We start from the raw sequence: 15,809 nt of genomic DNA, 5'->3' as shown, positions 1-15,809 counted from the left end.
TTCATCTCTATTACCCATTAAATTATTATATCACGCAGTATTTGTTCTCTCTACCCAAATCATTTACCAAATTGTGATTTAATTTGTATCGAATTTGATAAAGTAATTGTAACTTCCCCAGAGAGACTCGTCATATATATTTTAGATTCTATTGCTTTCAATCTAGTAATAACTTCGGTACTAGGTAATTTATATCTATTATTTTGTCCAACTGAAATTAAGCTGATTTTAGGATGCATTATATTGACAAAGTTAGAACTAGAACTTGTTTTACTTCCATGATGACCTACTTTTAATACATCCAAATTATTAAGTTTGTACTTATTAAGTAAAAGAGATTCATTATGTTTTGAAGCATCGCCCATAAATAACATTTTATATTTATTATATTGTATGTAGGTAATAATAGAATGTTCATTTAGATCGTCTGAATTTTGTATTGTAGCATCTAACAAACGAATATCTGCTTTGCTAAGTACGATATGATTAAAAGTTTTAAAATCTAATAATTTAACCTTATGTTTTTTACATTGTAACGTTAGCGCTTTTAATTGTTCTAAACTAAAGCTATTTGCATTTATTATTATATGATCTATTTGATATTTTCCTATTAGATAGCTTAATTCTCCCATATGATCAACATGTGGGTGTGTAATAATCAAATAATTAATTTTAGGTAAACCATGCTTTTTTAAAGTGGGCAGAATCTTTCGTTTTGATAGCATGTGGTTGTCTTTCATACCTTTTTTAATCAATACACCCCCAGTATCTATGAGCATAGATTCCTGTTTATCCGTTTCAAATAATATAGCATCTCCTTGGTTCACGTTTAACATAGTTAATCTGTAATCATTTGATTTCGGTAAAATGGTTAAAATGAAAAATATGCTTATTAGAATCAATAAAAAAAGAAAATAATGCTTATGAACGAATAAAATAAGTGCAACAATGATAAGAAACACAGCAATCGCAATAAAAAATGAAGATAATTCGGGGGTGAACCATTTTAAAGTAGAGAATTTCATAAAAATAGAAACAAAGTAATCATGAATCAAGAGCAATATATTTAGGCATTTTGTAAAAATTGTAACTTTAATAGGAAAATGAAGCGAAGCAAAATAAATTAACGAAGCAGGAAATAAAATAAATGTGTAAAACGGAACAAAGAATAAATTAGCTAAGATACCTATCCATTGGATTTGATTAAAATGGGCTGCACTAATAATGGAAGATGAAAGTTGTGCTATAACACTGACAAAAATCATGCTTTTGACGATATTAGCGTCTTTTAAAATCGGGAGTGCAAAAAGAATACAAAAAGTTATAAAAAATGAAAACTGAAATCCAATATTATATATTAATTGTGGAGAAATTAGTGTGATTAAAATAAAAACACCAAAAAGAACATTCATAGAATGTTTGTACAACTTTTTCGGAAGTAATAGAAGAATAAGCGCAACTAACACTGCACGAATAGCACTTGGAGCCATACCAGTGTAAATAGTATAAATGGGTAACAAAATAAAAATAATAGCTTTTATCAAAAATAAGGGACATTTGACTTTAGTCAAAGTATAAAAAATAATACTAACTAAAGCTGTGATATGTGTCCCACTTATTGCTAGTAAATGATAAATACCAATTTCTCTAATTTGATCTAATTGATGGTCTTTTATCTTGGAAGTATCTCCCGTAATCAATGCAATTATTTTACCTGGATCATCGTTGTGTTCTGTAACAAGACGCTTATAAATATATTGCTTATGTAAATCGACCAGAGACATCCAACCCATTGATATTGACTTACAACTTGATAAATCGACGCTTTTTATATTGATATATAATTTTCTACTTATTCCTTCCCCATTAAATTTAAAAGCACCATGGATTTTACAATCGCGTCGGTATAATTCAGACGAATCCGAAGATTTAACTTTTCTGTTCGGCTTAAAATAATATTGATAATAATCGCTATCAATTTGGAGTTTACCACTTAGAGTATTGTCGCTAATGACAGGTTTAGTGATAAATTTTGCATTAGCAATTAAAGATTTACTTAACATATCATTTTGAAATTCTAACGTTTGATGATAATACCTATAAAATAATCCAAAAGCTATAAAAGGAACAATTATAATCATAATAACTTGCTGCCATTTGAACTGCTTTATTTTAAGTAAAAATATAAGGAATATAAAAAGAAGTATTGAAAGAAATTTGAGATGTAGCCAAAGAATGCCAACTAAATATGCTATGCCATAATAAACCGTGGCTATTTATTTAATAAGTATTGTGCTACATGCTCTTGATCAAATGAAATTTTTTTATACTCAATACCTGCTTGTTTCAATAACTCCAATGCATATGTATGGTTATGATAATCTTCGGCATAATATATTGTATCAATACCAGATTGTATGATTGATTTTGTACAGTTCAAACAAGGGAAATGAGTAACATAGATTGTAGCGCCATCTGTAGAAACACCTTGTTTAGCACATTGAAGTAAAGCGTTCATCTCAGCGTGTATTGTTCTGATACAATGGCCATCCTCTAATAAACACCCTTCATCAATACAATGAACTTCACCTGAAACCGAACCGTTATAGCCCCCTGCAATGATTCTATTATCTTTCACTATAGTAGCACCAACTGACAAACGTTCACACGTAGAACGCAAAGCCAAAAGATGACTTTGAGCCATAAAGTATTCTTCCCATTTGATACGATCCATGATGATTTACCTCCATATATGTATTATATTTTTTGATTAATTATAGATTAATTTGAATTGAACCATAATGCAACTAAAAGTTATATAGTCAGCTTTGAACCGATTTTTTCTAAAGTCTTAGCTCCAATACCATTTACGTCTTTTAATTGCTCTACAGACTCAAAAGGGCCATGTTGTTGTCTATATTCTATAATAGCCTTAGCTTTAGTCGGTCCAATCCCATTTATCGTTAATAACTGAGATTCTGTTGCATCATTAATATTTATTTGTTCTGAGTTTATTGTACTATTACCTTTTTTACTATCTTCTGTGTGGTTATTCTTTAAAGCAAAATGATTCATATTAATGTCTTTTTGATCTTTGTCACCAATTTTCGGAATATAAATGACCTTCTGGTCTTGTAATTTTTCAGCTAAATTCACACTTGAAAGATCAGCATCTTTTAATAAAATTGCTTTGTCCACTAATTGCTTAACCCTATCCGTATCTTTCATCTTATAAATATCAGGATGCTGTACAGCACCTTTAATATCAACAAAAATAAAGCTACCCTTTTTATCATTTTTTACTGATCTTGCATTATCATTATTAGTAGCAATTGTTTTACTATTGGTATTTTGTTCATTAATTAATGTGGAATCATCATTTGTACTTAAGTTTGCATTGCTGTTGTCATCTGTATTGCTGACATTTAAAAATTTATAACAACAAATAACAAGCAATAGTACTAACGCGCATCCAACTATGATTACTAATTTATTTTTCTCAAAAATTACTTTCCATTTTGACCAGTCTAATTGCAAAAAATCACTCCTTTATACTTAACACGTATAAGGGAGTGATTTTACTTTTATTTTTTAGCTATGAAAAATAATCTATAACCATTTTCAGTGTGATTGTTTATGTCAAAGTCAACAAAAGTCTGTATATGGTTAAAACCTACTTCTTTTAACATCGCTGTATATTCATTTTCAGTATAAGTTTGCTGATAATGTGATTCATCAAACCTAGTATAATGCGTACTATCTTGTTTAATAAAAAACGACATATCGTGCCAAACACTCAGAGGTTCTTCGCCTTGGACAGCTTCCCACCCTAAGAAAACATCTTCGGATTCGTCAATATAACTTTGATTATTAAACAATGTATTCATTTTATAAGCTGTGTGAACATCAAACATAAAGACACCATCTTGAGATAAATGTCGATAAACATTTTTAAATGTATCTGAAACATTTTCTCTTTCAGGTAAATAATTCAAAGAATCACAAAATATTGTAATGACATCAAAATGTTGTTCAAGCTCAAAATCAGTCATATCTGCTTCAATCCAATTAACAACATTAGATTTTTGAGCAGCTATGGCTAACATATCAACACTAAGATCCATTCCTGTCACTTGCTCAAATTCAGTGAACAGCGATGTTAAACTACCGGTTCCACAACCAATATCTAAAATAGAATGCTTTTTACCTGCAAAATGATTAACAATGCTTAGCCAATCTTCATACGGTTGATCTAAGGTTAGCTGATCATAAAACAAGCTCATTTCTTCATATTGTGCCATTTTTAATAAACAGCCTGTCTGTATGATTCAAGAGGTGCATCTCTATATAGTTTTTCAATATTATAATAATCTCTTTCATCTTTATGGAATACGTGTACGACTACATTTGCCAAATCAATAAGGATCCATCTCGCATCATTAAAGCCTTCCATTCGTTTAACTTCAATTTCCGCTTCATTAGCTGCATCTTTGACTGCACGTGCGATAGACTGAACTTGTTTTTCATTATTTCCGTGGCAAACCACAAAATAGTCTGTCATATCACTAATACCTTGCATATTTAAAGAAATAATATCTTCTGCTTTTTTATTCTCAGTTGCTTCCACAGCTAATTTTAATAATTGATCTGATTTCATTTAATCATCCTTTACTCTTTCGTCACTGTAATTGTAATAATTCAAGCATGCAATCGTCGCGTCATAGACATTAATATCTTTATTAATTAAATATAAAACGGTACGCTTAGATATTTCATATATTGTTTTATCTAAGCTACCTTTATTGTATGCTAAATCTCTAATTTCTTCAACGCCTGGGGTTTGACGCCCAGGTTCTATATAGTCTGCAATAAAGACAAGTTTCTCTGTTTTTGTCATTTGAGCACGACCTGTCGTATGGTTTTTTATCGCTAATAATACTTCTTCATCATCGATACCATACTTCTCTTTCATAATAACCGCACAAACAGGTCCGTGTAAAATTTCCGAACCATAACTTAATAAATTGCTATCTAAATCATGTTGCGTAACAACTTGATACATCGTTCCTAAATCATCATATTTAGAATAATCGTGTAATACACCCGCAAGTTCTGCTTTATCTTTATCACCATCATAAATATCTGCTAATTTAACCGCAGTTTCAGCCACTCTTAATGAATGGTTAAACCGCTTTTCAGGCAATTTCTCTTTGACAATTTCTATTGCTTCATTAACTTTCATATAATCCTTCCTCTCGTATATATTGTTCAACACTTGGAGAAACGAGTGCTTGAATATTCTCTTTATTCTTCACTCTTTTTCTAATTAATGTTGAGCTTATATCAATACGTGGAATTGTTATCGATAGCATATCTGATTCGACTTCTTGTGTCGTTTTATCTCTATTGACGATTACAAAAGTAATGTACGATTTTAATTCATTAATCTTATACCACTTATGCAGTTGATTATATTGGTCTGTCCCTATCACAAGATAAAGTTTTGCATCAGGATGCTTATCTAAAATATACATCACTGTATCATAGGTATAACTTTGTCCTCGTCTTTCTATTTCATTTAAACAGATACGACCAAAACCCAGATCATCTATAACAGATTGAATCATATCAACTCTATATCGACCTTCCAAATAATCTGTATGTTCTTTTAGCGGAGATATAAAACTAGGTATAAAATAAAATACGTCCGGTTTTATAAATGCGTTAACTTCACTAGCTACGACCATGTGGGCGATATGAATCGGGTTAAATTGCCCACCATATAAGACAATCGATTTAGCCATTATGGTAACTGAATTTGTTTATTATCTTGTGATTCTTTGTAAAGTACAATCATCGACCCGATTACTTGTACAATATCACTACGTGTTGCATCACTTAATGATTGTGCTAAGTCATTTTTATCTTCAAAGTTGTTTTGCAATACATGTATTTTAATTAACTCTCTATTTTCTAGAATATCTTGTATTTGCGCTACCATATTGTCATTAATACCAGCTTTCCCTATTTGAAAAGTTGGATCTACGTTATGAGCTTTACTTCGTAAAAATCTTTTTTGTTTACCTGTTAACATAATTCAATCTCCTTTTATAAATATTTTAAAACAGTGTCTTTCATTATTTGAATTTGTGGTAATTCACCTGTCCAAATTCTATAACTTTCAGCACCTTGGTATACGAACATATCTAATCCATTATGAATAGGATTTCCTTTAGCTTCTGCAATTTCTAAAATAGGTGTCTTAAATGGTACATAAACGATATCACTCACTAACGTGTGACTATCCAAATTATCAAGGTTAATAATAACCTCTTTATTTTGATTCATACCTGCTGGCGTTGTATTGATAATAATATCAAATTCTGATAATGCTGCTTCAGCTTCTTGTAAACTAATTTTATTCACTTCTAATTGCCAACTTTCAAATCGATCCATAGATCTATTGGCTACTGTAAGTTTGGGTCTAACGAATTTTTTTAGTTCATTAGCGAGCCCTTTACTCGCACCACCAGCGCCTAAAATTAATGTATATGCATCTTCTAAATCTGGATATACTTGTCTTAAACCTGTTACATAGCCAATACCATCCGTATTGTAACCAATCCATTTACCGTCCAAAATTTTCACCGTATTAACTGCTCCAACTGTTTTTGATTGTTCATCGATTTCATCCAGATAGGGTATAATACGCTCTTTATGTGGTATTGTAACGTTAAATCCAGAAAGTGCTTTGTCATTAATTATCTCTTTGATACGATGAAAGTCTTCGTTTCTAATATTAATCGCTTCATAAGATGATAAATCATTTAAAGCTGCAAAATTTGCATTATGCATAACTGGTGATAAAGAGTGATCAATAGGATTGCCTATCACTGCGTACTTCACATTAAACCCGCCTTACATTATAGAATTTCGTAATACGACATCGACATTTTTAGGTACACGAACAATGATTTTAGCACCTTCATCAATGGTAATAAAACCTAATCCAGAAATCATAACATCACGCTTTTCTTTACCTGTTTCTAGACGTACGGCTTTAACATTTTGCAAATCAAAATGATCTGGGTTATTAGGGGGCGACAATACATCCCCTAATTGATTACGCCACAATTCATTTGCATTTTCCGTTTTAGTTCTATGGATATTAAGATCATTTGAAAAATAACATACTAATGGTCGTTTACCACCACTTATATAATCAATACGTGCTAAACCACCGAAAAATAATGTTTGTCCTTCATTTAATTGATATACACGTTGTTTAACCTCTTTTTTAGGCATGATTGTTTTTAATTCTTTTTCCGTTACGTAATGCGTCATTTGATGTTCTTGAATCACACCAGGTGTATCATACATGAACGAAGTGTCATCAAGTGGTATATCAATCATATCTAAAGTTGTACCAGGGAATCGAGAAGTGGTAACTACATTCTTTTCACCCACACTGCGCTCTATCAATTTATTAATCAGTGTAGATTTACCTACATTTGTAGTCCCTACAATATAGACATCGTCATTATTTCTCAAAGTATTAATAGCATTCAATAAATCTTCGATACCCTCATTTTTTTCAGCAGAAATTAAAATGACATCTTCTGCATCTAAGCCGTATTTTCTCGCTGTTTTCTTCAACCATTCTTTTACACGGCGTTTATTAATTTGTTTCGGTAATAAGTCTAGTTTATTACCTACTAAAATGATTTGTTTATTTCCAACAATGCGTTTGATTGCATTAATAAAAGATCCTTCAAAGTCAAAAACATCCACAACATTTACAACAATACCTTTTTTGTCTGCTAAGCCATTAAGTAAATTTAAAAAATCTTCACTATCCAAGCCTACATCTTGCACTTCGTTGTAATTTTTTAACCTAAAACATCTTTTACAAATAACGTCTTCTTTATAAAGACTACTTTCTGGAACATATCCAGGCGCATCTGAATCTTCAGATTGTAAGGGTGCGCCACAACCGATACATTTTAATATCTCAGTTTCTGCCAATCAATTTTCCTCCCATTTAATATAACCTTTTTCTCTAAAATGCTGTAGTAATCTACGTTCAATCATGCGATTAAACTTCGTTATAAATCCATCTGTTTTTTTCACTGGGACAACCATAATTGTGAATAATCCGCGTCTATTTCCGCCAAACACATCTGTTAGCATTTGGTCTCCAATGACAACTATTTCTTCTGGATTCAAATTCATTAATTTAGATGCTTGATTAAAGGCGCGACCTCTGGGTTTTTTTGCTTTAAATATATAGTCCACATTTAATGATTTTGAAAAATTGCCTACGCGTTGTTCGTTGTTATTTGAAACAATTGTTACAGTTATGCCGAGTTCTTTTGCTCTATCGAACCATTCTTTTACTGCTTCTGTTGGATCAGCTACATCCCATCCTACAAGTGTGTTATCTAAATCTGTAATTATACCTTTTACGCCTGAATTTGCGAGTTTTTCTATATCAATTTGAAAAATAGATTGTACATATTCGTTTGGCATAAAATAGTGCTTTATCATACCCATGTTTTATTTCACCTTTTTATATAGTTTTAATTAAACGATCAACAATTTGACTTGAAGCAATTGCTGCTTTTTCTAAGAATGCTTCGAATGTTATACCTGCATCACCATCTGCTAAATCAGAAATAGCACGTGTAATTATGAATGGTAGGTTAAACTGATAACATGTCTGGGCAATCGCTGTTGCTTCCATTTCTGCTGCCATGGCTTGTGGAAAGTTTGTTTTGATATCTGCGCGTTGTTCTGCAGTGCCAATAAAACTATCTCCACTTACAATTAAACCAGATTTAGCAACCCATTTTTGATCATTTATTGCTTCTTTTGCTAATTCAATTAAATGGCTATCCGCAACAAATTGTGCAGGCATTTGAGGAATTTGACCCAATTGATAACCAAATGCTCTTGCATCTGCATCGTGATAAGCTACCATGTCACTTACTACAATATCTCCGACACCAAGTGATTTGTCTAATGCACCCGCCGAACCTGTATTAATAATTAAATCTGGGTGAAAACGATTTATTAATAAAGTAGTAGAAATTGCAACATTTACTTTTCCAATACCACTTTGAGTCAAGATAACTTCTTTATCATGTAAACGCCCTTTATAAAAAACAACATGAGCAACATTAATTATTTCTAAGTTAACAATTTTATCTTTTAAGATAGCTACTTCTTCTTCCATAGCACCTATAATACCTATCATTATATTTCACCTCATCTTAAAATCCTAGCCTCTGTTATTCTACCATATTTGAACACATAGCTCGATAATAGTTCAATGTTTTTGCATAAAATAATAATTATTGAAATTATTTAAACTTTTTAATTATATTAACTATCATAAATTCGTTTATTTTAAAAACTTAACATGAAAAATACCCTGAACTTAATGTATTGTAACCATAAGTCAGGGTATTATCTATTTTCATTTAGCTACCAAATAATTCAGTTAAACCTTGAAGCGAGAAGATACCAGTTACAATCGTTACGACTACTGCAACAATCCCGAACCAAAGCATCCATGTCGGGTGTTTGTAATCTCCTACGATTGATTTACGTTTACTAGCAATTAATATCGTACCTAATGTAATAGGTAAAATCAAACCATTTAGTGCACCTGCTACAATAAGTAGCGTGACAGGTTTGCCTAAGAATAAAAATACTAACGTTGACACTACAATGAAACTAATTACAATAATATTCGTTTTATTATAAACAGATTTATGTAATGTTTTTAAGAATGTTGCACTTGTATATGCAGAGCCAATAACTGAAGACATTGCAGCCGCAAATAGTACAATACCGAAAATATTTCGTCCTATAGGCCCTAACACATGTTCAAATACAGAAGCAGGTGGATTATCAGCATTCAATGTAACGCCCGTTACTACTACACCTAATACAGCTAAGAATAATAATGTTCTTAGTACACCAGTTGTTAATATACCTGAAATCGCAGCCTTATTTACAAATGGTAAATAATCTTTACCTTTAATTCCAGAATCTAATATTCTATGTGCGCCAGCAAAAGTAATGTATCCGCCAACCGTACCACCAACTAATGTGATAATTGGTAAAACAAGCGCTAGTGGTTGCTCTGGCATCACTAAATGTTTTGCAGCCTCAGCATAGGGTGGATTGGCTTTAAACATAACAAAAGCGACAACGATAATCATCAATACACCTAAAAACATTGTTACGACGTCCATTATCTTTTGTCCACTTTTACTAATAAATATTGCAATTGAAAGAACAGCAGTAATTGCTGCACCTATTTTAACATCTAACCCAAATATCGCATTCAAACCTAATCCAGCACCGGCTATGTTACCAATATTAAAAGCTAGACCACCAACTGCAATGAGGATTGATATAAATGTACCCAGTCCATTAAAAATCTCATTAGCTACTTCTTGTCCACGTTTACCTGTAACAACGAGTACACGCCAAATATTAATCTGTGCACCAATATCAATTAATATAGATAGTAAAATTGCAAATGCAAAACTAGATGTAAATTGTGCTGTAAATACAGCAGTTTGTGTTAAAAATGCTGGTCCTATCGCGGATGTTGCCATTAAAAACACAGAACCTAATAATAACCTTTTGTGATTTTTAGTAAACTGGAAATCTTTCTCGCTTGACCTTAATTTTTCTCCCATTGCTTAGCCCCCTAGCCTTGTAATTGAAATGCCTTCTTTCGTTAATTGTTCTCTAATTTGTGTTACAAATTCAATTGCATGTGCCCCATCGCCGTGCACACAAATAGTATCTGCTTTAATATCTATTGTATTGTTATTTTTTGTAATTACTTTTTGAAATTTAACCATATTTATCACTTGTTTAATCGCTTCATCTGTATTGGTAATCAATGCATCAGCTTCTTTTCTGCTTACTAACTGTCCATCGTCTTCATAACGTCTGTCGGCAAAAACCTCAGAAGCTGTGGACAATCCTAAAGCCTGTGCTTCTGAAATTAATAAAGTATTAGAAAGTCCCACATAGATTAAAGTCGGATCAAAGTCATAAACTGCTTTTGCAATAGCATGCGCAATAACTTTATCTCTTGCTCCCATTTGATAAAGTGCACCATGCGGTTTAACATGATTAATCTTAACGTCATGAATTCTACAAAAACCATTCAATGCACCTAATTGATAAACAACAATATCATAAACTTCTGCAGGAGATAAATCCATATTTCTTCTGCCAAAGCCTTGTAAATCAGGAAGTCCTGGGTGTGCGCCGATACCTATACCGTTGTCTTTTGCAAGTTTAATGGTATCGTTCATCACATGTTGATCGCCAGCATGAAAGCCACATGCAATATTTGCTGATGTTATTAAAGGAATAATTTGATTGTCACTACCAAATGAATAGTTACCAAACGCTTCTCCTAAATCACAATTCAAATCTACTTTCATTTATACTTCCTCCTTTAAAATTTGATGTCTATCTAAAAATTTAATGTCTACTTGGCTTGCATCACCATCAGCATATTCAGGATAAGATAATACAGCATACAGAAAATCAGCAGTTGTCGTAAAACCATCGATGACCATTTCATCAAGTGTTACTTTTAATTTATTAATAGCAAGTTGTCTAGTGGAAGACTTCACAATCACCTTTGCAACTAATGAATCATAATATGGTGAAACTTTATATCCGTGATATAACAAACTATCAACACGTATATTAAAGCCCTGTGGCAGATGTAAAGCTTCTACAGTGCCTGGTGTAGGTTGAAATTGTTTCTCTGGATTTTCTGCATTGATTCTTGCCTCAATGACATGACCATCAAAAGTAATGTCTTCTTGTGTGAATGGTAGTTCATTATGTTGCATGAGATACAATTGTGCTTGTAATAAGTCTCTGTTTGCTCTCATCTCTGTTACTGTGTGTTCAACTTGGATGCGTGCATTCATTTCTATAAAGTAATACGCATCATCCGTAACTAAATATTCAATGGTGCCTGCACTGCGATAATGAGATGCACGCGCCACTTTAACAGCATCATTACACATTGCTTCTCGCATCGACTCAGAAATTGCAGCGCATGGTGATTCTTCAATTAACTTTTGATTTTTCCTTTGTACAGAACAATCTCTTTCACCTAAGTGAATAAAATTATTTTTGCCATCACCGATAACTTGAACTTCCACATGTTTTGCAATAGGGATGAAAGCTTCAACATAAATACGGTCATCATCAAAATACTTTTTACCCTCACTTTTAGCTTCTTTAAAAGCTTTTTCGAGTGACGCTTCTTCTTTGACAATACGTATACCTTTACCGCCACCACCACTCGCTGCTTTTAACACAAGTGGATAACCAGTATCTTGAGCAATAGATTTCACTTCACTTATCGAATCAACAGCACTTGTAGAACCCGGAATAATAGGAACACCGACATTATCAACTGTTTGTCTAGCAGTGATTTTATCCCCCATCATTTCCATAGTTGTCTTAGTAGGACCAATAAAATAAATCTCGTTCTCTTCAACTTTTTGGGCAAACGATGCACTCTCCGATAAAAAGCCGTACCCTGGATGAATCGCGTTAGCTTGTGTTATTTTGGCTGCGCTAATAATTCTGTCTTGGTTTAAATAACTTTCAATTGGATTTGCCTCACCTATACAAACAGCTTGATCTGCTAAACTTACATGCAAACTTGATTCATCACCTATCGCATAGATTGCAACAGTTTCAATATTTAGTTCTCTGCACGCTCTTATAATACGTACAGCAATTTCTCCTCTATTTGCTATCAGACAACGATACAATGCAAACACCCCTTTATTTGACTTATTTTACGTTAACAATCAGTTGATTGTATTCTACGCTCGAACCGTGCTCAACTAAAATTTCTTCTACAACGCCTGAAACATCGCTTGTTACTTCATTAAGCACTTTCATCGCTTCAATATATCCGACTGTATCTCCTTTTTTAATTTCGTCACCCACTTGTATAATAGGGTTTGTTAACTCTTTTTCGTCTTGTAAGAAAAATGTGCCTACCATTTGAGATTTAATTTGTTGATATGTATGCTCATTTGTTGAATCATTCTCTTCATTTTTAGCATTATCTATTTTATTACTATCATTTTTTTCTGCTTGGTTTGATGTAATATGATTTGCATCATTCTCAGTAAAATCAAGTTCGATTTCGTTTTCATAGTCTTTATATTTAAATTTTTTAACGTCGTTCTCTTTAACTAATTTAATTAACTGTTCTATTTTTTCAAAATTCATTATAATTCCCCTTTTAATAAATTTTTGATTCGTGACGCTGTTGGTCGAAGTTGTTTTATTTTAAAAATTGGATTTTTTATTATTTCTTTTCTTTTTTCAGAAAAACATTTTTCTTTTTGCTTTAGTGTCTTGATTGCATCTTCGACTGATATCCATTGGAATCGTATGGTTTCACCTGGCTGTTTTTGTGCCAGTATCGATAAATCAGCTGCACAAACTGTTGCAATTTTAGTATAGCCTCCCACAGTTTGCTTATCATTCAGTAAGATAATGGGATTACCATCGTTAGGCACTTGAATACTACCAAGTGCTACTGGTTCTGAAATGATATCTGCAGAATTGGTTGGCGCAATATTTTCGCCTTGTAAGCGGAATCCCATACGGTCAGATTTTTCTGAAATTTTAAACGATTCAGATGTTAATTTTGCTTTTACTTCTTCTGAAAACTGCTCTATTTGTGGCCCTTCTATAATATGAATCGTGTGTTGTTCATCGTTTTCATTTTCAATACGCGCACTTATACCTATCTGAGATAAATAGTGATCGTTTTGTTGAATAGTCAATACATCACCTTTTTTTAAAGCTCGTCCTTTATAGCCGCCAATTTGACTACGGGTGTGTGTGGCATAACTATTAGCTATCAAAAGTACATTGATAGGTTGTCCAAAAGCTATGTATCCTCTGGCACCATGTAACGCTGAATTTAACTTTAATATATCGCCTTTTTGTGCTTTAATAACCGTTTGATGAGATATAGGTTCATCATTAATAGTAGCGTCAAACTGAGCACCTGTTATAACAAAGGTATTATCTGCTAAAAATTGAATGGACGGGCCGATAATTGTAACTTCTATTGCAGGTCCTTCATTATTAATTAATGTTTGTGCAAGTCTATACGCATAGATGTCTAATGCACCAGCTGTTGAAAACCCTTGATTTTGATAACCAATTCGCCCTTTGTCTTGGATTGTACTAAACAAACCGGGCGTTAATATTTTAATACTCATTACTTACTGTCACCCACTTTTCAATATCAAATTGATTACTTTTTTGTTCCTCTTCAATCTGATTTAAGGTTTGTTCATTAATAGCATAAAACTTAATATAATCTCCTGAGTTGTATAAACACATTGGATCTCGATTTATATCAAACACTTGTATAGGTGTTTGTCCGATAATTTGCCAACCACCTGGAGAAGATTTTGGATATAATCCTGTTTGGTTATTTGCAATACCAACAGAACCCGCAGGAATACTTGTCCTCGGTTCCTCTCTTCTGGGTGTATGTAATTGTTTATTTAACCCTCCTAAAAATGGGAAACCTGGCATAAAGCCCAGCATATATATTAGGTAGGTATTTTCAGTATGTAATTTAATAACTTCTTCTGAAGTTAATTGATTATGTTTCGCGACTGTTTCTATGTCTGGGCCACGGTCACCACCATAGTATACGGGTATATGTAAAATTTTAGATTGTGAGTTTGATGTCAGTCCTGCATCAACATCAACATTGCCTAAGTCCAAGCTGTTTATGATTTCTGTCGCATCGCTTTGAGTGATATCGATAGTCAACATAATTGCGCGATACGAAGGTATTATTTCTAAAATAGCTTTATTACTTTGATCCTTAATATACTGTTCTATTCGCTGTACTTCTTTAAAAGTATCAGGATCAATCTGTTCATCAAAATAAATCATGATGGTTTGTTCATTAATGATTTTATATTCCAGAAACGTTGCCCCCTTTGTTAATTATCACAACTTATTATAAAAACAAATTAAGTTGTACATTTAACATTTCTATTATATCATTTATTATAAATTTCTGTTTAATAGCAAATAATTATCATAGATTATAATAAATAATGAATTCGGCTTATATGAAAAGAATCAATATAGATAGCCTAAATAATTTTATAATTGTTATCAATTTATCAGAATATAGTCTGCAAGTATAGAAATATTTTAGCAAAGTGTAAAATCCCCCCAGACATTTAACATGTGTGGGGGGATTTGCACTAAAACTTATTTGATATTTACGATTTTAACATTTATTTCTCCACCATTTGGTAGTGGAACACGTACTTCATCGTCTAATTTTTTGCCAATTAAACTTTTGGCCATAGGTGATTCGTTAGAAATTTTACCTTTAAATGCGTCTGACTCTGCAGAACCAACAATTTGATATTCTTCTTCTTCTTCACCAGGTAATTCAACAATCGTAACTGTTTTACCTAATTGTACTTCGTTATTATTACCTGTATCTTCGATAATAAGTGCATTACGTAACATGTTTTCTACACGTTGGATATCTTGCTCAATAAAACCTTGTTCATCTTTTGCCGCATCATACTCTGAGTTCTCTGATAAGTCACCAAAAGAACGGGCAATTTTAATTTTTTCAACGACTTCAGGTCGTTTAACAGTTTTTAATTCTTCAAGCTCATGTTCTAATTTCTCAAAACCTTCTTGCGTCATTGGATATTGCTTTTGGTTTTCCATTA

The 15,809-nt window shown here is 32.4% G+C and carries 19 protein-coding genes; all 19 read right to left on the bottom strand.

The features are described from left to right. Nucleotides 1-59: 59 nt before the first annotated feature. Nucleotides 60-2,141: a DNA internalization-related competence protein ComEC/Rec2 gene (locus M1D64_RS06070; protein ID WP_480977563.1), complete on the bottom strand. Its 2,082-nt coding sequence runs from the start codon at nucleotides 2,139-2,141 to the stop codon at nucleotides 60-62. 131 nt (nucleotides 2,142-2,272) lie between these two features. Beyond that, nucleotides 2,273-2,734 (bottom strand): ComE operon protein 2, encoded by a 462-nt coding sequence (locus M1D64_RS06065; protein WP_002483145.1) that lies wholly within the window; start codon nucleotides 2,732-2,734, stop codon nucleotides 2,273-2,275. 80 nt (nucleotides 2,735-2,814) lie between these two features. After that, on the bottom strand, nucleotides 2,815-3,537 hold the full coding sequence (locus M1D64_RS06060) for a helix-hairpin-helix domain-containing protein (protein ID WP_069822026.1): 723 nt from the start codon (nucleotides 3,535-3,537) through the stop codon (nucleotides 2,815-2,817). Nucleotides 3,538-3,584: 47 nt separating this feature from the next. Then, complete coding sequence (locus tag M1D64_RS06055) at nucleotides 3,585-4,301, bottom strand: class I SAM-dependent DNA methyltransferase (protein WP_002483143.1); 717 nt, start codon at nucleotides 4,299-4,301, stop codon at nucleotides 3,585-3,587. 2 nt (nucleotides 4,302-4,303) lie between these two features. Then, nucleotides 4,304-4,657 (bottom strand): ribosome silencing factor, encoded by a 354-nt coding sequence (gene rsfS / locus M1D64_RS06050; protein ID WP_011302986.1) that lies wholly within the window; start codon nucleotides 4,655-4,657, stop codon nucleotides 4,304-4,306. Next, entirely contained in the window at nucleotides 4,658-5,242 is a 585-nt protein-coding gene (gene yqeK / locus M1D64_RS06045) for a bis(5'-nucleosyl)-tetraphosphatase (symmetrical) YqeK (protein ID WP_041080588.1), read from the bottom strand. It abuts the gene before it with no gap. Continuing rightward, a complete protein-coding gene (gene nadD / locus M1D64_RS06040; RefSeq protein ID WP_041080586.1) occupies nucleotides 5,232-5,804 on the bottom strand; it encodes a nicotinate (nicotinamide) nucleotide adenylyltransferase in 573 nt (190 codons plus the stop codon). The genes yqeK and nadD overlap by 11 nt, the downstream gene beginning before the upstream one ends. Further along, entirely contained in the window at nucleotides 5,804-6,094 is a 291-nt protein-coding gene (gene yhbY, locus M1D64_RS06035; protein ID WP_002483139.1) for a ribosome assembly RNA-binding protein YhbY, read from the bottom strand. Before yhbY ends, nadD begins: the two co-directional genes overlap by 1 nt. 14 nt (nucleotides 6,095-6,108) lie before the next feature. Next, nucleotides 6,109-6,906, bottom strand: a complete 798-nt coding sequence (gene aroE, locus M1D64_RS06030) for a shikimate dehydrogenase (protein ID WP_069822027.1) — start codon at nucleotides 6,904-6,906, stop codon at nucleotides 6,109-6,111. A gap of 12 nt (nucleotides 6,907-6,918) precedes the next feature. Further along, a complete protein-coding gene (gene yqeH / locus M1D64_RS06025; protein WP_002483137.1) occupies nucleotides 6,919-8,025 on the bottom strand; it encodes a ribosome biogenesis GTPase YqeH in 1,107 nt (368 codons plus the stop codon). Further along, nucleotides 8,026-8,553, bottom strand: a complete 528-nt coding sequence (locus M1D64_RS06020) for a YqeG family HAD IIIA-type phosphatase (protein ID WP_041080583.1) — start codon at nucleotides 8,551-8,553, stop codon at nucleotides 8,026-8,028. A 16-nt stretch (nucleotides 8,554-8,569) separates the two neighbouring features. After that, nucleotides 8,570-9,256 carry a 5'-methylthioadenosine/S-adenosylhomocysteine nucleosidase gene (mtnN, locus tag M1D64_RS06015; RefSeq protein WP_002483135.1) on the bottom strand — a complete coding sequence of 229 codons (687 nt, stop codon included), beginning with the start codon at nucleotides 9,254-9,256 and terminating at the stop codon, nucleotides 8,570-8,572. A 226-nt stretch (nucleotides 9,257-9,482) separates the two neighbouring features. Continuing rightward, complete coding sequence (locus M1D64_RS06010; protein ID WP_069822028.1) at nucleotides 9,483-10,715, bottom strand: NRAMP family divalent metal transporter; 1,233 nt, start codon at nucleotides 10,713-10,715, stop codon at nucleotides 9,483-9,485. A 3-nt stretch (nucleotides 10,716-10,718) separates the two neighbouring features. After that, the gene (gene pxpA / locus M1D64_RS06005) at nucleotides 10,719-11,477 is read right to left on the bottom strand and encodes a 5-oxoprolinase subunit PxpA (protein ID WP_041080581.1); all 759 of its coding nucleotides are present in this window, start codon (nucleotides 11,475-11,477) and stop codon (nucleotides 10,719-10,721) included. Beyond that, nucleotides 11,478-12,836, bottom strand: a complete 1,359-nt coding sequence (locus tag M1D64_RS06000) for an acetyl-CoA carboxylase biotin carboxylase subunit (protein ID WP_069822029.1) — start codon at nucleotides 12,834-12,836, stop codon at nucleotides 11,478-11,480. A 22-nt stretch (nucleotides 12,837-12,858) separates the two neighbouring features. Continuing rightward, nucleotides 12,859-13,305, bottom strand: coding sequence for an acetyl-CoA carboxylase biotin carboxyl carrier protein (locus M1D64_RS05995; RefSeq protein WP_041080579.1), 447 nt, complete (start codon nucleotides 13,303-13,305; stop codon nucleotides 12,859-12,861). After that, nucleotides 13,305-14,312, bottom strand: coding sequence for a 5-oxoprolinase subunit C family protein (locus M1D64_RS05990; protein WP_480977562.1), 1,008 nt, complete (start codon nucleotides 14,310-14,312; stop codon nucleotides 13,305-13,307). Before M1D64_RS05990 ends, M1D64_RS05995 begins: the two co-directional genes overlap by 1 nt. Beyond that, nucleotides 14,302-15,036: a 5-oxoprolinase subunit PxpB gene (gene pxpB / locus M1D64_RS05985; RefSeq protein ID WP_075339786.1), complete on the bottom strand. Its 735-nt coding sequence runs from the start codon at nucleotides 15,034-15,036 to the stop codon at nucleotides 14,302-14,304. The genes M1D64_RS05990 and pxpB overlap by 11 nt, the downstream gene beginning before the upstream one ends. A gap of 294 nt (nucleotides 15,037-15,330) precedes the next feature. Further along, nucleotides 15,331-15,807, bottom strand: coding sequence for a transcription elongation factor GreA (gene greA / locus M1D64_RS05980; RefSeq protein WP_002483128.1), 477 nt, complete (start codon nucleotides 15,805-15,807; stop codon nucleotides 15,331-15,333). Nucleotides 15,808-15,809 lie beyond the last annotated feature (2 nt).

The organism is Staphylococcus sp. Z5-21 (assembly GCF_056529615.1).
The sequence above is the reverse complement of the archived record's forward strand: the minus strand, read 5'-3'. Positions and strand labels throughout refer to the sequence as shown.